This window comes from Rhodococcus sp. NPDC057135, assembly GCF_042670865.1.
Taxonomy (GTDB): domain Bacteria; phylum Actinomycetota; class Actinomycetes; order Mycobacteriales; family Mycobacteriaceae; genus Rhodococcus_F.
Window position 1 is genome coordinate 338,911 of sequence record NZ_JBHUUU010000002.1, and the last position, 20,825, is coordinate 359,735.

Annotated in this window: 15 protein-coding genes; 3 read left to right on the forward strand and 12 right to left on the reverse strand. The window is 64.8% G+C overall.

The window, feature by feature from the left end; translation table 11 throughout:
* Positions 1-162: 162 nt before the first annotated feature.
* Genes mutA through meaB form a run of 3 tightly spaced genes read left to right on the forward strand, consistent with a single transcriptional unit; the run spans position 163 to position 5,343 of the window.
* On the forward strand, positions 163-2,058 hold the full coding sequence (gene mutA / locus ACFT1A_RS04555) for a methylmalonyl-CoA mutase small subunit (RefSeq protein ID WP_378445988.1): 1,896 nt from the start codon (positions 163-165) through the stop codon (positions 2,056-2,058).
* The gene (gene scpA / locus ACFT1A_RS04560) at positions 2,055-4,307 is read left to right on the forward strand and encodes a methylmalonyl-CoA mutase (RefSeq protein ID WP_378445989.1); all 2,253 of its coding nucleotides are present in this window, start codon (positions 2,055-2,057) and stop codon (positions 4,305-4,307) included. The genes mutA and scpA overlap by 4 nt, the downstream gene beginning before the upstream one ends.
* Positions 4,308-4,323: 16 nt before the next feature.
* A complete protein-coding gene (meaB, locus tag ACFT1A_RS04565) occupies positions 4,324-5,343 on the forward strand; it encodes a methylmalonyl Co-A mutase-associated GTPase MeaB (RefSeq protein WP_378445990.1) in 1,020 nt (339 codons plus the stop codon).
* Positions 5,344-5,405: 62 nt separating this feature from the next.
* On the opposite strand, the gene ACFT1A_RS04570 is transcribed toward meaB, so the two are convergent.
* The 12 genes from ACFT1A_RS04570 to ACFT1A_RS04625 form a co-directional block, all read right to left on the reverse strand.
* Positions 5,406-6,353, reverse strand: a complete 948-nt coding sequence (locus tag ACFT1A_RS04570; protein WP_378445991.1) for a sulfite exporter TauE/SafE family protein — start codon at positions 6,351-6,353, stop codon at positions 5,406-5,408.
* 233 nt (positions 6,354-6,586) lie between these two features.
* Positions 6,587-7,621 carry a nucleoside hydrolase gene (locus ACFT1A_RS04575; RefSeq protein WP_378445992.1) on the reverse strand — a complete coding sequence of 345 codons (1,035 nt, stop codon included), beginning with the start codon at positions 7,619-7,621 and terminating at the stop codon, positions 6,587-6,589.
* Positions 7,614-8,090, reverse strand: a complete 477-nt coding sequence (locus tag ACFT1A_RS04580) for an OsmC family protein (RefSeq protein ID WP_230815609.1) — start codon at positions 8,088-8,090, stop codon at positions 7,614-7,616. The genes ACFT1A_RS04575 and ACFT1A_RS04580 overlap by 8 nt, the downstream gene beginning before the upstream one ends.
* A gap of 31 nt (positions 8,091-8,121) precedes the next feature.
* Positions 8,122-9,423: a CoA transferase gene (locus ACFT1A_RS04585; RefSeq protein ID WP_378445993.1), complete on the reverse strand. Its 1,302-nt coding sequence runs from the start codon at positions 9,421-9,423 to the stop codon at positions 8,122-8,124.
* Positions 9,424-9,442: 19 nt separating this feature from the next.
* Positions 9,443-10,324, reverse strand: a complete 882-nt coding sequence (locus ACFT1A_RS04590) for a 3-methyladenine DNA glycosylase (RefSeq protein WP_378445994.1) — start codon at positions 10,322-10,324, stop codon at positions 9,443-9,445.
* A gap of 3 nt (positions 10,325-10,327) precedes the next feature.
* On the reverse strand, positions 10,328-11,416 hold the full coding sequence (locus tag ACFT1A_RS04595; protein WP_230815612.1) for a hemolysin family protein: 1,089 nt from the start codon (positions 11,414-11,416) through the stop codon (positions 10,328-10,330).
* Positions 11,409-12,791, reverse strand: coding sequence for a hemolysin family protein (locus ACFT1A_RS04600; protein WP_378445995.1), 1,383 nt, complete (start codon positions 12,789-12,791; stop codon positions 11,409-11,411). The genes ACFT1A_RS04595 and ACFT1A_RS04600 overlap by 8 nt, the downstream gene beginning before the upstream one ends.
* Positions 12,792-13,102: 311 nt before the next feature.
* The gene (locus ACFT1A_RS04605; RefSeq protein WP_378445996.1) at positions 13,103-14,539 is read right to left on the reverse strand and encodes a GuaB1 family IMP dehydrogenase-related protein; all 1,437 of its coding nucleotides are present in this window, start codon (positions 14,537-14,539) and stop codon (positions 13,103-13,105) included.
* Between the two features lie 3 nt (positions 14,540-14,542).
* The gene (locus ACFT1A_RS04610; RefSeq protein ID WP_378445997.1) at positions 14,543-15,424 is read right to left on the reverse strand and encodes a DMT family transporter; all 882 of its coding nucleotides are present in this window, start codon (positions 15,422-15,424) and stop codon (positions 14,543-14,545) included.
* A 4-nt stretch (positions 15,425-15,428) separates the two neighbouring features.
* Positions 15,429-16,931: a DEAD/DEAH box helicase gene (locus ACFT1A_RS04615; protein ID WP_378445998.1), complete on the reverse strand. Its 1,503-nt coding sequence runs from the start codon at positions 16,929-16,931 to the stop codon at positions 15,429-15,431.
* 62 nt (positions 16,932-16,993) lie between these two features.
* Complete coding sequence (gene gndA / locus ACFT1A_RS04620) at positions 16,994-18,451, reverse strand: NADP-dependent phosphogluconate dehydrogenase (RefSeq protein ID WP_378445999.1); 1,458 nt, start codon at positions 18,449-18,451, stop codon at positions 16,994-16,996.
* Between the two features lie 217 nt (positions 18,452-18,668).
* Entirely contained in the window at positions 18,669-20,639 is a 1,971-nt protein-coding gene (locus ACFT1A_RS04625; RefSeq protein ID WP_378446000.1) for a DEAD/DEAH box helicase, read from the reverse strand.
* Positions 20,640-20,825 lie beyond the last annotated feature (186 nt).

The window sequence follows — 20,825 nt, forward strand, 5'->3', positions numbered from 1 at the left end:
GGTCGGGAAGTGGTCGTGAACGGCGTCGTGAACGGCACTGTGAAGAACCTGACGTGATCCTCACGATATCTGAGCTCAGACGCGGGTTAGCATCACAGAACTAACGAACAATTCCGATTATCGGTACAGCGCTCACGCTAAAAATGAGAGGGAGCGGACACAGTGTCATTAGCTTCAGAAGCCGAGGCTGTCGAGCAGGCATACGCGGAGTGGCAGCGCTCCGTAGCCGGTGTGCTCGCCAAGTCCCGCAGAGTCGATGCGGCAGAACTGGGCCCCGAGCCCCAGAAACTGCTCGAAACCGTCACCTACGACGGCGTCACTGTCGCACCGCTCTACAGCCCACGCGACGAGCGTCCCGAGCAGACCCTGCCGGGCACGTTCCCGTACGTGCGGGGTGTCGATGCTCACCGTGACGTCAATGCCGGCTGGTTGGTCTCCGCTGCATTCGGAACCTCCTCCGCAGCCGAGACGAATCGCAGCGTCCTGGACGCCCTCGAAAACGGCGTCAGCGCACTCTGGTTGACGGTGGGCGGGGGCGGCGTTCCGGTCACCGACCTCGCCGCTGCGCTCGAGGGCGTGCTTCTCGATCTCGCGCCGCTGACGCTCGACGCAGGCGCGGAGGCCGGCGATGGCGCCCGCGCACTCTTCTCACTCCTCGACGCGCGTGCCGAAGCCGGTGACGGCGTCAGCGATCGCGCCGGTATCCGCATCCACCTCGGTGCCGCTCCGCTGACCAGTTCGTTTTCCGGCTCAGCCGACGTCGAACTTGCCGACGCCGTCGAGTTGGCTGCCCTCGCTGCAGCTCGCGCGGAAACCGTGCACGCGATCACCGTCGACGGCACGGCGTTCCACAACGCCGGTGCCGGGGATGCCGAAGAACTCGGAGCCGCGATTGCCGCAGGTCTCGAATACCTCCGCGCACTCACCGCTGAGAGCGGCCTGACCATCGGTGCTGCGTTGTCGCAGTTGGCTTTCCGCTACTCGGCAACCGACGATCAGTTCCAGACCATCGCGAAGTTCCGTGCCGCACGTCTCGTGTGGGCACGTATCGCCCAGGTCTGCGGAGCTTCCGATTTCGGTGGAGCGCCCCAGCATGCGGTCACCTCCGCCGCGATGATGGCTCAGCGTGATCCCTGGGTGAACATGCTGCGCACCACCCTCGCCGCATTCGGCGCCGGTGTCGGCGGAGCAGACGCGGTGACGGTTCTTCCGTTCGACGTCGCGCTTGCCGACGGCACCCTCGGCGTCAGCAAGTCGTTCTCCTCACGCATCGCCCGAAACACACAGTTGCTCCTGCTCGAAGAGTCGCACCTGGGCCGTGTCCTCGATCCTTCGGCCGGATCCTGGTACGTCGAAGACCTGACACAGCAGATCGCCGCCACCGCGTGGGAGTTCTTCCAGGAAATCGAAGCAGCCGGCGGATATCTTGCTGCACTCGAAGCGGGAATCGTCTCCGGTCGCATCGCGGCCACCAAGGCCAAGCGCGACTCCGACATCGCACACCGCAAGACCACGGTCACCGGTGTCAACGAGTTCCCGAACCTCGGTGAAACCCCGCTGTCCGCCGAAGCAGTCGAGCCCGGTCAGGCCGTCGCCCGCTACGCAGCTGCGTTCGAAGCGCTTCGCGACCGTTCGGATGCGTTCCTCGACGCCGGCGGCGCCCGTCCCACTGCGCTTCTCGCGCCGCTGGGCTCGGTCGCAGAACACAACGTGCGCACCACGTTTGCGTCCAATCTGCTCGCTTCGGGTGGCATCGACGCAGTCAACCCCGGCCCGCTCGAGGTGGGCGCCGAGGCTATCTCAGCAGCCGTCAAGGCTTCTGGTGCCACCGTCGCCGTGCTGTGTGGCACGGACAAGCGTTACGGCGAGAGTGCCGCAGCAGCCGTCGCCGAACTTCGCGCTGCCGGTATCACCAAGGTGCTGCTGGCCGGCCCGGAAAAGGCAGTCGCAGACGCGACCGGCGATTCTCGCCCGGACGGATTCCTCACCGCCCGCATCGACGCAGTGTCGGCTCTGACCGAACTGCTCGACTTCATCGAGACGGGAAGCTCCAAGTGACGACACGAGAGGTCAAGCACGTGATCGGCAGTTTCGCCGAGGTCCCACTCGAGGACCCGCAGTCTCCGGCACCCACACCGCCGTCGGTCGAGCAGACACAGGCGCTCATCGAAGAGGGCGCCAACGCCAACAACTACGCCGCCGAGCAGGTTGTCTGGTCCACCCCGGAAGGCATCGACGTCAAGCCGGTGTACACCGGCGCCGACCGCACAGCGGCCGCCGAGTCCGGTTACCCGCTCGACAGCTTCCCGGGCGCTGCGCCGTTCCTGCGTGGTCCGTACCCGACCATGTACGTGAACCAGCCGTGGACCATTCGCCAGTACGCCGGCTTCTCCACTGCCGCCGAGTCGAATGCGTTCTACCGTCGTAACCTCGCGGCTGGCCAGAAGGGCCTCTCGGTCGCCTTCGACCTCGCCACCCACCGCGGCTACGACTCCGATCACCCGCGCGTTGCCGGTGACGTCGGAATGGCCGGTGTCGCAATCGATTCCATTCTCGACATGCGTCAGCTCTTCGACGGGATCGACCTCTCGCAGGTGTCGGTCTCGATGACGATGAACGGTGCCGTGTTGCCGATCCTCGCGCTGTACGTCGCAGCGGCAGGTGAGCAGGGTGTCACTCCGGACAAGCTGGCCGGAACGATCCAGAACGACATCCTCAAAGAGTTCATGGTTCGTAACACCTACATCTATCCGCCCAAGCCCTCGATGCGGATCATCTCGGACATCTTCGCGTACTCCAGCGCGGAAATGCCGAAGTACAACTCCATCTCCATCTCGGGCTACCACATCCAGGAAGCCGGAGCGACGGCCGATCTGGAACTGGCATACACCCTCGCCGACGGCGTCGAGTACATCCGCGCCGGCCTCGACGCCGGGATGGACATCGACAAGTTCGCGCCTCGCCTGTCCTTCTTCTGGGCCATCGGCATGAACTTCTTCATGGAGGTCGCAAAGCTCCGCGCCGGACGCCTCCTGTGGGCCGAGCTGGTTGCCAAGTTCGACCCCAAGAGCGCCAAGTCTCTGTCGCTGCGTACCCACTCGCAGACCTCGGGTTGGTCGCTGACCGCGCAGGACGTCTTCAACAACGTTCCGCGTACCTGCGTCGAAGCCATGGCAGCCACGCAGGGACACACCCAGTCGCTGCACACCAACGCTCTCGACGAAGCCATCGCTCTGCCGACGGACTTCTCCGCGCGTATTGCCCGCAATACCCAGTTGCTGCTGCAGCAGGAGTCCGGCACCGTTCGCCCGATCGACCCCTGGGGCGGCTCGTACTACGTCGAGTGGCTCACCAACGAGCTCGCCAACCGGGCACGTAAGCACATCGAAGAAGTCGAGGAAGCCGGCGGAATGGCTCAGGCCATCAACGAGGGCATCCCGAAGCTGCGCATCGAGGAAGCTGCCGCTCGTACGCAGGCGCGCATCGACTCCGGTCGTCAGCCGTTGGTCGGCGTCAACAAGTACGTTCCCGACGAGGTCGATACCATCGAGGTTCTCAAGGTCGAGAACTCCAAGGTGCGTAAGGAACAGCTCGAGAAGCTGGTTCGTCTTCGCGCAGAACGTGATCCGGTAGCCGTCGAGGCTGCACTCGCCGACCTCACGCGCGCGGCAGCGTCCACCGAAGGCGGCATGGAGAACAACCTCCTCGCACTCGCCGTCGTTGCGGCCCGCGCCATGGCTACCGTCGGCGAGATTTCCGACGCCCTCGAAAAGGTGTACGGACGCCACCAGGCGGAGATCCGCACCATCAGTGGTGTGTACCGCGACGAGGCAGGATCGGTGAGCAACATCAGCAAGGCGATGGAATTGGTCGAGAAGTTCGCCGAGGACGAGGGACGTCGTCCCCGCATCCTCGTTGCGAAGATGGGCCAGGACGGTCACGACCGTGGCCAGAAGGTCATCTCCACGGCCTTTGCCGACATCGGATTCGACGTGGACGTCGGACCGCTGTTCCAGACCCCCGAAGAGGTCGCCAACCAGGCGGCCGACAACGACGTCCACGTAGTCGGTGTGTCGTCGTTGGCAGCCGGTCACCTCACCTTGGTGCCGGCGCTGCGGGAAGCTCTGGCTGCGGCCGGTCGTCCCGACATCATGATCGTCGTCGGCGGCGTCATCCCGCCCGGTGACTTCGACGAACTCTACGAAGCCGGCGCTGCTGCCATCTTCCCGCCCGGCACCGTCATCGCCGACGCCGCCAGCGGATTGTTGGAGAAGCTCTCCGCCCAACTGGGTCACGACAACAGCTGAGAAGGGGTCACTGAAGATGGCACGTCAGCCCATCGACACGCCGTCGCCAGCGGCAAGGCCATCAGTTGATTCTCTCGCCGAGGCGGTACGTGGAAATCAACGTGCCGGCCTCGCTCGGGCGATCACCCTCGTCGAGTCCACTCGCGACGACCACCGGGCTCTAGCGCAGCAGCTTCTGCTGAAGTTGCTGCCCGAGGCCGGGGGAGCACACCGGATCGGCATCACCGGCGTCCCCGGCGTCGGCAAGTCGACGTTCATCGATGCGCTCGGAATGTACTTGCTGGAGAAGGGGCATCGGGTTGCGGTGTTGGCGGTCGATCCGTCGTCCACCCGCACCGGTGGCTCCATCCTCGGCGACAAGACGCGCATGGCTCGCCTCACGGTCGAGAAGAACGCATACATTCGTCCGTCACCGACGTCCGGCACCCTCGGCGGTGTTGCAAAGGCAACCCGCGAGACCATCGTGCTTCTCGAGGCTGCCGGTTTCGACGTCATCCTCGTGGAAACGGTGGGCGTCGGGCAGTCCGAGGTCACCGTCGCGAACATGGTGGACTGCTTCACGTTCTTGACCCTCGCTCGTACGGGCGATCAGTTGCAGGGGATCAAGAAGGGTGTACTCGAACTCGCGGATCTGGTCGCGGTCAACAAGGCCGACGGCAAGCACGAGCGCGAGGCGAAAGGCGCGGCCCGCGAACTGGCCGGAGCGCTGCGCCTGATCTACCCGCACGACGCGATCTGGAAGCCGCCCGTCATCACGATGAGCGGCCTCGAAGGTATCGGTCTGGACGAGTTCTGGGGAACTGTCACCAAGCACCGTGAGGTGCTCACCGAAGCGGGGCAGTTCGAGGAGAAGCGCCGACAGCAGCAGGTCGACTGGACCTGGACGATGGTCAACGATCAGCTGCTGCGCAGACTCTCCAGCAACGATCGGGTGCGTGCGATCCGGGCCGACGTCGAGCAGAGCGTGCGCGACGGTTCACTGACTGCGGCTTTGGCTGCGGGGCGGATTCTTGACGCGTTCGACGGAAGCAACTAAAGGCGAAAGCAGGAAATCCCGGGTATCCCAGCGCGGATACCCGGGATTTCTTCTGTGACGAGTTATCGTTCGCGCTTGGCTGCAGGCTCGGTGAGTTCGGTCTCGACCGCGAGTTCGACTCCCGTGAAGTCGCCTTCTGCTTCGGCCGGGGTGAGCGTGGACCGCTTCCACGCGTAGAACAGCAACGCTGCCCAGGCGGCGATGATGGTGAGGTATCCGGCCACCGTGACCGCGCCGGTGATGTCGAAGGATTTGAACAGCTTCTGCGCGTTGGTCAGCACGATCACGCCGCCCACTGCCGTTCCGAGCAACGTCGCGGGCACGCGGCTGACCAACCACGCCGCAAACGGTGCTGCGATCACACCGCCGAGAGCGAGACCGGCAACAACGAGGAGGTTTCCCATCGACTCGTGACCGAGCCCGATGAGAAATCCCAGCGAAGCAGCGGACGCGACCAGGAACTCCGACGCGCTGACCGAGCCGATCACCGTGCGCGGTGCGGTCTTGCCGCGGGAGAGCAGTGTGCTGGTGGTGATCGGACCCCAACCGCCGCCGCCGGATGCGTCGATGAAACCACCGAACAGCCCGAGCGGAGACAGGAAGCGAGCGGTGTGCGGGGTGGTGCGAGCATTCGCGACAGCTGGTGGACGGACCGAAAAGCGAAGTGCCACATAGATACCGATTGCCAGCAGAATCGTCGCCGTGATGGGGACTGCCGCTTCGGTCGACAGACCCGAGAGAACGGTGGCACCGATGAATGCGCCGACAGCGCCGGGCACGCCCAGCTTGGCGACCAGCTTCCAGTCGATGTTCTTGAACTTCCAATGCGACACACCCGAAGCGAGGGTGGTGCCGACCTCGGCCAGGTGAACCGCGGCGCTGGCCTGAGCCGGACCGAGCCCACCGATCATCAGCAGAGTGGTTGCGGTGACACCGAAGGCCATACCGAGGGCGCCGTCGACGAGCTGGGCGCCGACGCCGACAAGGGTGAACAAAAGAAGGTTGAACATGAGAAGACAGACTCCGAGCGAAGAAGCGACAAAGTCAGGGGTGCAGGCAGCGAGAAATCGCCGCTCAGCAACACGCCTGATCGAAGCATGCGCTACGACGAGTGGGCCAGAACGCCATCAATCCGAGCGCAAATGCCGGGGAGGCATCGTGGCTGGAAATCTGCACGTCAGGGTCCTTCGGTTCTCGTTCGTTGGTGTTCTGTCCATGCGAGCATAGCCGGTGCCGCGCTCGATCAACCCACGGCGCGGGCGTAATTTCCCACTCGGTGGACAAGTCGATCGAAAAATTCCGCCGGATCGGTGCTGACGGCGATGTCCGCGTTTGGTTCGCGTTTCCAGTGTCCGACCCAGTCCGCGATGGTGGTTCCGATCAAGAGTGGGCTTTCGGTTTCGACGTCTACCGTTGCCGGTTTCAGGGTCGCCAGGGTCGGGTCGAGCGCGACGGCAGCCGCAAAGGGGTCGTGCATGTGAGCAAGAAAGCCCTGGTCGTACTCGCGATGGAACTCCATGTAGAACCGGATCGCGTCGGACATGTGCCGGATCACGCTGTTGGAGGCGGAGCTGCGGACATCGGGGCCGTCGTCAGGAGAGATGATCTCTTCCGGGGTGCTCCCGGCAGCGTCGGCGAGCCGACGCACATGTTCTGGAAACATCTCGATGGATTCGGTGACGTTGAGGCCGCAGATGATCGGACGTCGGTGCGCGGGCACTACCGAGAACGCGTCGAACACTTCCTTGGCGGCGTGCGGATCGACCGAGACGTTCCACTCCGCAGTCGGCGTCGTGTTGCCCGGATAGTTGAACGACCCACCCATCACGACCAGTCGTTTCAGCAAAGAGGGAAGGTCGGGTTCGCGTCTGATCGCCAGGGCCAGATTGGTGAGCGGTCCCGTCACCAGTCCGGTGAGTTGTCCGGGGTACTCACGGACGAGATCCACCCAGAGGTCCGTGGCGGTACGAACCGAGAGCTCACGACCCGAATCAGGGAGCACGGCATGCCCGATCCCTTGCGGACCGTGAGTCTCCTCGGTGGTGCGCAACGGAATGACCAGTGGCTCGCGGGCACCGAGTGCAACTTCGATGTCCGGGGCCCCGCAGAGTGCGAGCCAGTTCAGGTTGTTGGCCGCGACCTGTTCCACGGGAACGTTGCCGGCGGTACTCGCAATTCCCACGATCTCGGCCTCGGCGCTGGCGAGTAGGTAGAGCAGTGCCAGCGAGTCGTCGATACCGGTGTCGACGTCGACAATGAGCTTGTGCACATCACTCATCGGTGGCCACCAGGATCGTCGGCGAGTGCAGGACCGGGAAGTTCACCGACCGAGCGATGAAGCACTTCGTGTGTGCCGGGCCGTGAAGATCCTCGGCCGTCTCGACCATCGACGCGTCGGCGACCAGCACCGTCGGATTCAAGGTCACTTCGATGAACTGCCCACCGCCGTCGGACTCCTCGATCATGCTGCCGACCGGCTGATCGCTGTAGTCGAGGACAACCACACCGGCGGCCGCTGCCAGGCCGAGGTACCAGAGCATGTGGCACTGGGCGAGCGAGGCTACGAGCAGTTCCTCGGGATTCCACCGCTGCGCGTCACCGCGGAACGAGGGATCGGAGCTACCGAGAAGCTCCGGCTTCCCGACCGCGGATATTGCGTGATTGCGCGAATATGCCTGTGTGCTGGACGTTCCGGATCCCAGATCGCCCGTCCACTGGAGGTCGAGTGTGTAGGTATGTGACTTCACAGGTCCATCTTGCCCTGAATGTGCCGTTCCCTCAGTGAGCCCACTCCGCCGGATCCGATCCCCACGAATGTGCCGTTGAGGGGTAGTCCTCGAACTCTGCCAACGCGGGTCGTGCGGTGGTCACGTCTCCGTGGTTGACAACAGCATCGAAGCCGGGGGCCGTCGGCAGGCCGGGGTGGATGGTTCGCCCCGGCGCGTCCAGCAGACGGGTGCAGGTACCTGCCAGCGACACGTCGACAGCGCGGCCTCGGCCGTCGTGCGAGCGCATTGTCAACGCGTCGAGGATCCCTGCTGCAAGGAAGTACCCGCTCGCGTGGTCGAGTGCCTGTGCGGGGAGGGTGCCGGGTTTCTCTCCACCCTCGAGGAACGAGATACCGGACGCGGCCTGCACGATGCTGTCGAAGCCGCGCCGATCCGCCCACGGACCTTCCCAACCCCATGCGCTGACACGCCCGTGAATCAGGTGCGCGGGAAGATCTTGCCCGATGAGCGCTTCGAGTGCACCCGGCCGGTAGCCGGTGACCAGCACGTCGGCAGTTTCGAGGAGTTCGCGGAACGCTGTCGCACCCTGCGAGGATTTCAGGTCGAGAAGCGCCGACCGCTTGCCCTGGCCACTGTCGAGGTGCTGCCATCCGATTTCAGGGATCGCCGGGGGATCGATCCGCAGAACTTCGGCGCCGACCAGCGCGAGGGCACGGGTCGCGACCGGGCCGGCGATGACGCGGGTCAGGTCGAGAACGCGTGGGCGCGTCGGAAGTGCGCGCGGTTTCCCCATCTCGCGTGCTCGGATGGATACCAGAGGCGCAGACCGCGCGGCTGCACACTGCTCACTCAGGCGCCATTCGGTCTCGGTACGCACGCGGACCGCGATGGCACCGACCTCTGCGGCTTGCTGTTCGATATCGATAGCAGAGAGTTCGGATATACGTTGCGCCACTGCTTCTTTGGACGATCCAGGTTCGAGTTCCAGAATGGTGAGCAGTCGGTCGCGATGGTGCGGATAGTTACCGTGCGTGCGGACCCAACCGTCACGGGCGGCGAAGAATCCCGAGTACTCGGAAAACCCGTTGATCGGTTCGCCTCCGGTGCGGAACAGGCGATCGCTCGAAAAGGACGCGGCGATGCGCTCGGGATTCAGGGTCCAGTGCCCGGATCCTCGATCAATCGCAGAGGCGAACGCCGCAACCGAACCCGCAGCGAGGTCGAACACCGGCAAGTGCGCCGCGAGAAAGCCCGCCGCGTCCGGGCATTCGATGTGCCCGCGCCGGTCGTCGGTATGCACCCCGACGTCGCGTTGGTATTCGTCGAGATAGAACCCGTACCCGTGATCCATACGACGCCTTTCGGGCAGTTCAGTGGTCGAGAAGCTCCCGGCACTTCTTTGCCAGCGTATCGCGGAGCGGCGCAGCACGATCCGCCAAGTGCTGTTGCTGACGCACGTATTCGGCGCGTCCGGCGGGAGTTTCGATGCGAATGGGGGAGTACCCGTACTCGGCGAGGTCGTAGGGGCTCGCGCGCATGTCGAGTTCGCGGGCCAGGAGCGCGTGTTCGAAGCACCGCATCACCAGAGCCGAATCGACGAGCGGCAACAACTTGAAAGACCACTTGTACAGGTCCATACCGGCGTGCAGGCAGCCCGGCTGCTCGTGGTCCGCCTGAGTCTCCCGGGCAAGGGGGAGCGAATTCTTGGGGGCCGCGTCCGGCGTGAAGAACCGGAACGCGTCGTAGTGCGTGCACTTGAGCGGCAAGGATTCGACGACCGCGTCGGTACCCGAGAATCCGAGCCGCAGCGGCACGGATTGGTGCCGGATCGCATCCTCGCCGCCGCGATAGACCATCGCCCATTCGTGCAGGCCGAAGCAGCCGAGCACAGCGGGCCGCGCAGACGTCTGGTTCAACAGATTCCACACGAATTCGACAGTGTGACGACGCCGCTCCAACACTGAATCGTCGACCGTCGCGGTACCCGAATCGACGCGGTACCCGGAGAAGGCTGCGTATTCACCGGCATTCTCGAGCGCGACTCCGTAGCCGGGGTGCCAGCGCCGCAGTTGCGCGGGCTTGAAGTTGTAGTACGTGAAGAGGAAGTCGTGCACCGGGTGCGAGATACCGGCGCTACGACGCGCTCGGTGCGGCTCGACGAGCTTCTCCACCTCCTCGAGGTGAAGTGCCCGCCGAGCCGTCCACTCGCTCTGCGCGAGTGCGAGTGCGAGTGAGTGCACCGAACGTGTCATCGATCAGCTGTTTCGTTGTCCGGGAACAGCATCCGTGCCGCGGTGCGTGCCGTCGCGAACCGTGCCGACGTACTCCTCGAGGAGATCCTCGAGCGCGACGATACCGATCACCACTCCGTCAGCGTCGGTGACTGCGCCGAGATGCGAGCTGGCCCGACGGAGGCCGGCCAACGCTTCGGCCAGCGGCGTGCTGAGCGGAACGATGGGCAGCGGGCGAATATCCGACGTCGGAACGACGGTGTCCGGTCCGGCGGCTTCGTCCAGAACCTCGTCGAGCACGTCCTTGAGGTGCACGTATCCAGCCAGGGAGCCGTCGCTCGCCCGCACCGGGTAACGCGAGTATCCGGTCTCGATGACTGCACGCTCGATCTCACCCAGTGTTGTTCCCGACGGTGTGAGGGGAATGGTCCGAACCTTGTCGAGGGTGATCAGAACCTCGGACACCGTGCGATCGGTCGATTCGAGAGCCTGCTTCAACCGCCGGTGTTCTTCGGCGTCGATCAGACCTTCGGATCGCGATTCACCGATCATCGCGGACAACTCCACGGCAGAGACCGTGACGTCGAGTTCGTCCTTCGGCTCGACGCGCAGGAGCTTCAGCACGCCGTTTGCGCACAGGTTGTAGAACGCGATGATCGGGCGGGCGATCTTGATGAAGGCCAGATGCACGGGAACGAGCAGCATGGCCGTCTTCTCGGGGCCGGCCAACGCGATGTTCTTCGGAACCATCTCGCCGAGCAGGATGTGCAGCACGACGACGAGCGAGAGCGCGATCGCGAACGAGATCGGGTGCAGCAGCCCGTCAGGCAGACCGACGGCTTCCATCGGCACCTCGAGGAGGTGCGCAATGGCAGGTTCGGCGACCTTACCCAAAAGGATCGAGCAGATCGTGATACCCAGCTGAGCCGCCGCAAGCATCAGCGACAGGTTCTCACCGGCCTTGATGACTGTGAGTGCCCGCTTCTTGCCTTGCGCGACCAGTGCCTCGAGACGATCACGGCGAGCGGAGATCAGCGCGAATTCCGCGCCGACAAAGAATGCGTTGCTCGCGAGCAACACGACGGTCAGGAGAACGCCGAAGAGGTTATTCATCGTCGGACTCCTTCTTGTCGTGGTCGGCGGATTCGGGTTCGACGTCCGCCGGGACCGGTGTGATGGTCACTCGGTCGATACGACGGCCGTCCATGCTGGTCACTCGGGCGATCCACTTTCCGCGGGAATCCCCGGACGAGTCCACGTCGGGCAACTCCACTTCGTCACCTTCCTCGGGGATGCGCCCCAATTCGGTGAGCACCAATCCGCCGAGGGTGTCGTAGTCGCCTTCGGGCGCGGTGTATCCGGTAGCCGAAGTGACCTCGTCGATACGCAGGAGACCTGAGCACGACCATCCGTCGCCGACGCGTTGCACGTCCAGCTCGGGCTCGTCGTGTTCGTCGCGCACATCGCCGACGATTTCCTCGATGAGGTCTTCCATCGTGACGATGCCCGCAGTTCCGCCGTATTCGTCGACGACCAGAGCGACCTGCATGCCGTCCGAGCGGATCCGCTCCATGACGGTGTCACCGTCCAGGCTCGACGGCACGACCGGAACACGTTGAGCCAGACTGTCGACTCGCGTCGTGCGCCTGCGCTCGGCGGGAACCGTGAACGCGTGCTTGATGTGTACGACGCCGACCGTGTCGTCGAGATCGCCGCGAACGACCGGGAAGCGCGAGTAGCCGGTCCGCGACGCCGTCACGATCAGGTCTGCGACGGTGTCCGAGAGTTCCAGCGATTCGATCTTCACTCGCGGGGTCATCAGTTCTTCTGCGGTGCGGTCACCGAACTGCAGCGAACGGTCGACGAGCATCGCCGTGCCCTTGTCGATGGAGCCGCGCTGCGCGGACGTCCGCACGAGGGATCCGAGTTCCTGCGGTGAGCGCGCCGAGCGCAGTTCCTCCGCGGGTTCGATGCCCAGGCGTCGCACGATCCAGTTGGCAGTTCCGTTGAGACCGTTGATTGCCCACTTGAAGATCAGCGAGAAGCCGGCCTGCAGGCCCGCCGTTGCACGGGCGGTGGGCATCGGCTTGGAGATTGCGAGGTTCTTGGGTACGAGCTCGCCGAAGATCATCGAGAACGACGTCGCGAGTACCAGCGCCAAGATCAAAGACGTTGTCGAGGCAGCGGATTCGCTGAGTCCGACGGCCTTTGCAACCGGTGTGATGAACCGCGCCAGAACGGGCTCGGCCAGGTAACCGGTGATCAGTGTCGTGATCGTGATGCCGAGTTGGGCACCGGAAAGCTGGAACGAGAGAGTCTTGTGCGCGTGTTGAACCTGGCGCGAGCGTCGGTCGCCGTCGCGAGCGGCTTCGTCGACGGTACTGCGCTCGAGCGCGGTCAGTGAGAATTCGGCCGCCACGAAGAGGGCGGTGCCTGCAGTCAGCGCGATGAAGCCGAAGAGGCTGAGAATGGTGAAAACGATGTCCATGTGTCATCGCCACCTGAGTTGTGCACGGGGGCCGCCGGGTTTGTCTCCCGGCTCGCTAGAGGAGCCCTCCGAACCGGCGGAATCAGACGATTCCTCGGATAAAACGACGGGTGTAGCGCCGGGTAAGTGTGTGGGTGCCTCGGGCACCGGGTTCCTCTCGTCAGAGCCGAGGATTTCTCGGCTGTAGCGGGCTCGGTCGGGTCGCCGAAGGGCACCCGACCGAGTTTTGTTTTCTGTTTACGGAACCAATGATACCGGCGGGTGCGCGGGAGTAGGGACCCGAGCACCCGCCGACTGTCACAGAACCCTGTTCACCAACCTGACGGAAGCGGCCGTCCTTCGGCGAATCCGGCAGCGGACTGAACACCGAGAACTGCCTTCTCGTGCAACTCTTCGAGTGAGCGCGCCCCCGCGTACGTGCAGGTACTGCGCACGCCGGAACAGATCTGATCGATCAGGTCCTCGACACCCGGGCGCTCGGGGTCGAGACGCATCCGCGAACTGGAGATGCCCTCCTCGAACAATCCCTTACGGGCGCGATCAAAAGCCGTTTCTGTGGCTGTGCGAGCGGCAACGGCGCGCTTGGACGCCATGCCGAAGCTCTCCTTGTACGCATTGCCCGCCTGATCGACCTTGAGGTCGCCGGGGGACTCGTACGTGCCGGCGAACCACGAGCCGATCATGACGTTCGACGCGCCCGCTGCGAGGGCGAGTGCGACGTCGCGGGGGTGGCGTACTCCGCCGTCGGCCCAGACGTGCTTGCCGAGCTCACGTGCCGCTGCGGCACATTCCGCGACGGCCGAGAACTGTGGGCGTCCGACGCCGGTCATCATGCGCGTCGTGCACATAGCGCCCGGCCCGACTCCGACCTTGACGATGTCCGCGCCGGCCGCGATCAGATCGCGGGTGCCCTGTGCCGACACCACGTTGCCTGCGACCAACGGGACGCCGAGGTCGAGCGCCTTGAGAGTGGTGAGCGCATCGATCATTCTCTGCTGGTGACCGTGCGCCGTGTCGACGACGATCACGTCGGCACCGGCGTCGACGAGTGCCTTTGCCTTCGCGCCCACGTCACCGTTGACACCCACCGCCGCAGCAACTCGGAGTGCGCCCCGATCGTCGACTGCGGGATCGTAGATTCCCGCACGAATCGCACCGGTACGGGTGAGGACTCCGGCAAGAGTGCCGTCTTCGTTGACGATGACCGCCAGCGGATCATGCTTGGCTTCGAGGAGTTCGAACACCTCGCGAGGTGTAGCGGTGACCGGGGCGGTGACGAAGTCGGTGATGGCGACCGAGCGCAGACGCGTGAACCGGTCGACGTCCGCGCAGGCGGCCTCGGTGACGACACCGAGCGGCTTACCGTCCTCGACCACCACGACGGCGCCGTGAGCGCGCTTGGGCAGAAGCGCCAGCGCGTCGGAGACGGCGTCGTCGGGGCTCAAGGTGACCGGCGTATCGGCGACGAGGTGGCGGCTCTTGACGAATGCCACGGTCTCGGCGACGGCTTCGGTGGGGACGTCCTGCGGAATGATGACCAGCCCGCCACGGCGGGCAACTGTCTCGGCCATACGGCGGCCGGCCACTGCGGTCATATTGGCGACGACGACGGGAATGGTGGTTCCGGATCCGTCGGAAGAAGTGAGATCGACGTCGAACCGGGAGGTGACCTCTGTCCGGTTAGGGACGAGAAAAACGTCGTCGTAGGTCAGGTCGTATGGGGGGCGTTGCCCTTCGAGGAACTGCACGTTTCACGAGCTTACCGTCGATTCCGCCGCAGCGCCCTCGGTATCGCGTGCCTGTGAGCGGGAGAGGGCGATCGTGGTCATGATCATGACGGCGACAGCACACCCGATGAGAGCAATTCCGGGGCCGTCGACGCGTAGGCGTTCGTCCAGAACCGTCATCCCCAAGAAGATGGCCGCAATCGGCTCGCCGATCGTGAGAGCGGGCAGCGACGCCGACAGCGGCCCGACCTGGAATGCACGTTGTTGCAGGTAGACGCCGATCGCGCCCGAGGCGATCAGAGCCCACGTCTGCCAGGCCGAAATCACCCCGACGACGCCGTGTCCGAGTAGGTCGGTGACGTACTTGGTGAATGCGACCGCAACGCCGTAGAAGATGCCGGCCGCGGAGCCGAGAAGCAGTGCGCGCCAGCCACCGTCGAGTTTGGACAAGCCGCCGATGGTCGCGACCACGGCGACTGCGACCGTGATCGTCAGGGGCACAGCCCAATCGGGCCAGGGAGCATTGCTGTCACCCTCGGTGGGATCGCCGACCACGAGGAAGATCGCCAACGAAATCGCGAGCATGATCGCCAGTGACCACGTCGAACGGGTGATGCGGATTCCCGAGAATTTGGCCGAGAGTGGCAGCGCGAACAGCAGTGAGGTCACGATCAGCGGCTGAACCACCAACACCGAACCCAATGACAGTGCAACGGCCTGCATGACGTAACCGCCGCCGTCGCCGATCAATCCGGCCCACCACCGAGGGCTCCGAATCAGCGACGCCACCAGCGCCTCGCCCTCGGGAACCGCCGACGCTGCCCGCTGCTGAGCGACGGAAGCGCACGCGAATAGCAGTGCGGCGACGAGTGCGCAGAGAACCGAGATCAGTGGAAGATCACCCATGTCCTCAGTGTGCGCGCTTGCCCGCCCGATTTCCGGCAGACGGCTTTCCTGTGCCCGGTGCACCCCGCCGCGGCGTCAGGCCCTTGGAGGCCAAACGTTCCGAACGGGTCGGGACCGGGGTGCCGTCGGCCCGGATCTTCTTCACACTCTTGGGATCGGTGACGCGCCGCGAGGAGGCGGCTCGCTTGTCGCCGTCCTTTTTCATGCGGCCACCGGCAGCCGTCCGACCTGCGGTGTCGTGTTCCTGGCGTCCACGCTTTGCGGTGTGCTTGACGGCGACGGTCGTATCGGGAGCCTCGACCGGAATGCCCGTCGGCTCCATTGCTCCGGTGATACGCGTGAGTTCCAGATCGTCGGGGCGGACCCGCACACCGTGAACCTTGATACCTGCCTGCTTGGTCAACTTCTCGACCGCGTCACGTTCTTCGTCGGTGACGATGGTGACGACGACGCCCGATTCCCCGGCGCGTGCCGTCCGGCCGGCGCGGTGCAGGTAGTCCTTGGCCTCGGCCGGGGGATCGACATGAACAACGAGGGTCACGTCGTCGACATGGATTCCGCGGGCCGCGACATCAGTGGCGACCAGGACGGGGGTTGTTCCGTCGGAGAACGACGCGAGGGTCTTGGTCCGGTTGTTCTGCGTCTTACCGCCGTGCAGAGCGCCGGCAGAGACACCGATCAAATGCAGCTGCTGCGCAAGCCGATCCACGCCGTGCTTGGTCTTGACGAACATGATGGTCCGCCCCGCGCGCGAAGCGATATGTGCGACAACGGATCTCTTGTCGTCGCGGTCGACGAAGAGCAGGTGATGCTCCATCGTCGAGACGGTGGCAACCGGGGGAGCAGTCGAGTGCGACGCCGGATTGCGCAGGTAACCCGCGACCAGATCGTCGACCTTGCCGTCGAGGGTTGCCGAAAAGAGAAGACGCTGACCATCTTTCGGGGTCGTGTCGAGAATCTTCGCGACCTCGTCGATGAAGCCCATGTCTGCCATGTGGTCGGCCTCGTCGATGGTCGTGATCACGACGTCGTCGAGCACGACCGACTGCTGCTCGAGCAGGTCGAGTAGACGGCCGGGAGTGGCGATGAGCAGGTCGACGCCCCTGGTCAAGATGTCGGCCTGGCGCTTGATGGGAACACCACCGACCGCGTTGGCCACACGCAATCCGATCTCGGTAGCGGCGTCGTCGAGTGCTTTGTGAATCTGGATCGCAAGTTCGCGGGTGGGAGCGAGCACCAAGCCGCGAGGACGATTCCGCTTGCTCGCCCCACCCTTGAGGCGCACCAACATCGGAAGCCCGAAGGCCAAAGTCTTTCCGGAACCCGTCGCGCCGCGCCCGAGCACATCCCGGCCGGCAAGGACATCGGGGATGGTGGCCGACTGAATGGGGAAGGGGGCATCGATGCCGCTCCGGCGCAACGCATGCACCATCAGGGCGGGGATTCCGAGGTCGACGAACGAACGCCCTTCGGTCGAGGTGGGCGAGTCGATCGTCGATTCCTGCATTTGTCCAGGCTACCGGGTATCGGTAGACGCAGATAACCGCATCTACCGATACCCGCTGTGAATCAGGCCTCGATTTCGCTGCGGTCACCGCTCCACAGCGTGTGGAACTTGCCGGGCTTGTCGATGCGCTCGTAGGTGTGCGCGCCGAAGAAGTCGCGCTGACCCTGTGTCAGGGCGGCCGGCAGACGCTCTGCGCGCAGACCGTCGTAGTACGACAGCGAAGACGCGAACGCCGGTACCGGAATGCCGAGCATCGTCGCGGTGGCGACCACACGGCGCCAGCTGTCGATGCCCGCCTCGATGGCCTCGCGGAAGTACGGCGCCAGAATCAGGCTCGGCAGGCTCGGATCCGCGTCGAACGCGTCCTTGATGCGGTTGAGGAACTGCGCACGGATGATGCAGCCGCCGCGCCAGATCGTTGCCAGGTCGGCAGGCTTGAGGTTCCAGTCGTACTCGGCGCTACCGGCAGCGATCTGGTCGAAGCCCTGCGCGTACGCCACGATCTTCGACGCGTACAGCGCGGCCTGGATGTCAGCGGCGAACTGCTCGGCGTCAACCGGCTTGTCGCCGAGCGAACCCGAAGCCAAGCCCTGCGCCTGGGCTGCGGCGCGCTGATTGCGGCTACCGGACAGTGCGCGAGCAAACACGGCCTCGGCGATACCGGTGACCGGCACGCCCAGATCCAGAGCGGACTTGACCGTCCAGCGGCCCGTGCCTTTCTGCTCGGCAGCGTCGACGATGACGTCGACCAACGGCTTGCCGGTCTCGGCATCGACCTGACGGAGCACCTCGGCGGTGATCTCGATCAGGTAGGACTCGAGCGTGCCCTTGTTCCACTCGGTGAAGACGTCGGCGACCTGACCGGCGTCGTAGCCCAGCGCGTCACGGAAGAGGTTGTACGCCTCACCGATGAGCTGCATGTCGGCGTACTCGATGCCGTTGTGCACCATCTTGACGAAGTGACCGCTGCCGTCGGGGCCGATGTGCGTGCAGCACGGTGTGCCGTCGACGTGAGCGGAGATCGACTCGAGAAGCGGGCCGAGAGCCTCGTACGACTCCTTCGGGCCGCCCGGCATGATCGACGGACCGTTGAGTGCGCCTTCTTCGCCGCCGGAGATACCAGCGCCGACGAAGTGCAGACCGCGGGCGCGGATCGCGGCTTCACGGCGGATCGTGTCCGTGTACAGCGAGTTACCGCCGTCGATGATGATGTCGCCGGGCTCCATGGCGTTCGCGAGCTCTTCGATGACAGCATCCGTCGGAGCGCCGGCCTTGACCATGATCAGGACGCGTCGCGGCTTCTGCAGCGCGGCAACAAACTCTTCGACGGTCTCGGTGCGCACGAAATCGCCCTCGGAACCATGCTCGGCGATCAAAGCATCGGTCTTGGCGATGCTGCGGTTGTGCAGGGCAACGGTGTGACCGTGGCGGGCGAAATTGCGGGCAATATTCGAACCCATGACGGCCAGGCCGGTGACGCCGATCTGAGCTCGGGGTGATTCGGTGCTAGTGGTTGACATGCTTACAGCTTTCCCTCTCGGTCCGCGGCTGTGAAATCCTGCGCTGTGCGCAGCCGAAAACTGTGCGGCCGCGACGCGCGTGAACATCAGACCGTGCATACAAAACACGGATGCAGATCACTTTAATTGCAGTGACCTGCATCCGTCTCGATACAGCTTCCGGCGCAGCCGGAAGGTTCTCAGTGTTCAGTTGTCGAGCCGCAGCTCAGCGCAGGTATTACCGCTGATCGCGCTTCGGGCCGTCGAATCCGTCATAGCTACGACGGTCGGTGCGGCTGCGGAAGCCACCACCGCTGGTCGAGGCTGCGCGGTTGTCGCCGCCGTCGCGGTTGCCCTGGTATCCACCGGATGAGCGGTTGCCCTGGTATCCGGTCGAGGGGCGGCTGTCGCGGTCTCCGTAGGACGGACGGCTGTCGCGGTTGCCCTGGTATCCACTGCCACCGGAAGAGCGGTTGCCCTGGTAGCCGCCGCGGCTCTCGCCGTCACGGCTTCCCTGGTACCCACCGGAAGAGCGGTTGCCCTGGTATCCGGTCGACGGACGGCTGTCGCGGTCTCCGTAGGACGGACGGCTGTCGCGGTTGCCCTGGTATCCACCGCTGGAGCGATCACCCTGGTAGCCACCCGAAGAGCGGTTGCCCTGGTAGCCGCCGCGGCTCTCGCCGTCACGGCTTCCCTGATATCCACCGGAAGAGCGGTTGCCCTGGTATCCGGTCGAGGGGCGGCTGTCGCGGTTGCCTTGGTATCCACCGCTGGAGCGATCACCCTGGTAGCCGCCGCGGCTCTCGCCGTCACGGCTTCCCTGGTACCCACCCGAGGAACGGTTGCCCTGGTATCCGCCGGAAGAGCGGTTGCCCTGGTATCCGCCGCGGCTTCCGCCACGATCGCCGAAGGAACGCTCGCCACGAGAAGAGCTCTCGCGCAACGGTTCTCCGGTCGGCTTCTTGGCGCCGGTGATACGAGTCAGTTCAGCAGAACCCGGGGTGACGGGAACGGCAGCGGCATTGACGCCGGCCATTCCGGTCAGACGCTTGAACTGACGCTTCTGGTTGGGCAGCACGATGGCGACAACGGTGCCCTTCTCGCCGGCGCGAGCGGTACGACCCGCGCGGTGCAGGTAGTCCTTGTGATCAGCCGGGGGATCGACGTGAACGACGAGGTCGATGCCGTCGACGTGGATTCCGCGCGCTGCGACGTCCGTTGCGACGAGGACCGGGGTGCGGCCGTTCTTGAAACGCTCGAGGACGCGGGTGCGCTGGTTCTGAGCCTTGCCGCCGTGAAGCGACTCGGCAGCGATGCCGACTGCGCGGAGGCGGTCGGTGATTCCCTCGCAACCGAGCTTGGTGCGGGCGAACATGATCGTGCGTCCGTCGCGGGCACCGATCTCGGCGAGGACGGAATCCTTCTGGCCGCGGTCGACGAGGAGGACGTAGTGCTCCATCGTGTCGACGCTCGCGCGGCCGTCTTCGGTGGAGTGCGTGACGTGGTTGGCCAGGAACTGACGAACGAGCGACTGGACCTCACGGTCGAGGGTTGCCGAGAACAGCAGGCGCTGTCCGTCTGCGGGGGTCTCACCGAGGATCGAGCGAACCTCGGGCAGGAAGCCCATGTCCGCCATCTGGTCGGCTTCGTCGAGTGCGGTGATTTCCACCGAGTCGAGGATGCAAGTGCCCTGACGCAGGTGGTCGCCGAGACGACCCGGGGTGGCGACGAGGACGTCGACGCCGCGGCGGAGCTGATCGACCTGCTTGGCGAACGGCGTTCCACCGACAGCGGGACGAACCGTGAGTCCGAGTGCGCCGGCGTAGGAGTTGAGGGAGTCGACCACCTGGAAAGCAAGCTCACGGGTGGGGACGAGCACGAGTGCACGGGGACGCTTGGCGGCCGGGCGATCCTCGTGGCGCGAGAGGCGGGTCAGCATCGGCAGGCCGAATGCGAGGGTCTTACCCGATCCGGTCTGTGCGCGGCCGAGAACGTTGGTTCCGGCGAGCGCGTCCGGGATGGACTGCGCCTGGATGGGGGACGGGACGGTGATGGAGTTGCGCGCCAATGCGGCAACAAGCTGCTCGGGCAGGCCGATCTCGGCGAAGGTGATACCCGGCTCGGTGGCGACTGCTTCTTCGGCAGCGGGGGTGTTGACGGTGGTGTCTTCGATGTTCTCGGAAGACGACATTTGGACAGCGTTGGTCACGCGGAAACCTCTCCGGACTACGGGCACGTCGCGGAGCGGAAGAAGCCATGCTGAAATACACGACACAGTTCGCAAAGGGACGAGCCAGGGCACATGTCACCTGGCAATCCGAACGCATACTGCGGGGAATTGGGCTGTGTGCCGTTATATGTTGACGGACCACGATGGTGGCCGTGGTCCACTCTA

Bases quoted from the DNA above. Each gene is read 5' to 3' on its own strand.
- meaB (WP_378445990.1), top strand. From the start codon at position 4,324: ATGGCACGTCAGCCCATCGACACGCCGTCGCCAGCGGCAAGGCCATCA.
- gndA (WP_378445999.1), bottom strand. From the start codon at position 18,451: ATGTCAACCACTAGCACCGAATCACCCCGAGCTCAGATCGGCGTCACC.
- ACFT1A_RS04590 (WP_378445994.1), bottom strand. From the start codon at position 10,324: ATGACACGTTCGGTGCACTCACTCGCACTCGCACTCGCGCAGAGCGAG.
- ACFT1A_RS04575 (WP_378445992.1), bottom strand. From the start codon at position 7,621: ATGAGTGATGTGCACAAGCTCATTGTCGACGTCGACACCGGTATCGAC.
- ACFT1A_RS04600 (WP_378445995.1), bottom strand. From the start codon at position 12,791: ATGGACATCGTTTTCACCATTCTCAGCCTCTTCGGCTTCATCGCGCTG.
- ACFT1A_RS04570 (WP_378445991.1), bottom strand. From the start codon at position 6,353: ATGTTCAACCTTCTTTTGTTCACCCTTGTCGGCGTCGGCGCCCAGCTC.
- ACFT1A_RS04595 (WP_230815612.1), bottom strand. From the start codon at position 11,416: ATGAATAACCTCTTCGGCGTTCTCCTGACCGTCGTGTTGCTCGCGAGC.
- ACFT1A_RS04615 (WP_378445998.1), bottom strand. From the start codon at position 16,931: ATGCAGGAATCGACGATCGACTCGCCCACCTCGACCGAAGGGCGTTCG.
- ACFT1A_RS04610 (WP_378445997.1), bottom strand. From the start codon at position 15,424: ATGGGTGATCTTCCACTGATCTCGGTTCTCTGCGCACTCGTCGCCGCA.
- ACFT1A_RS04585 (WP_378445993.1), bottom strand. From the start codon at position 9,423: ATGGATCACGGGTACGGGTTCTATCTCGACGAATACCAACGCGACGTC.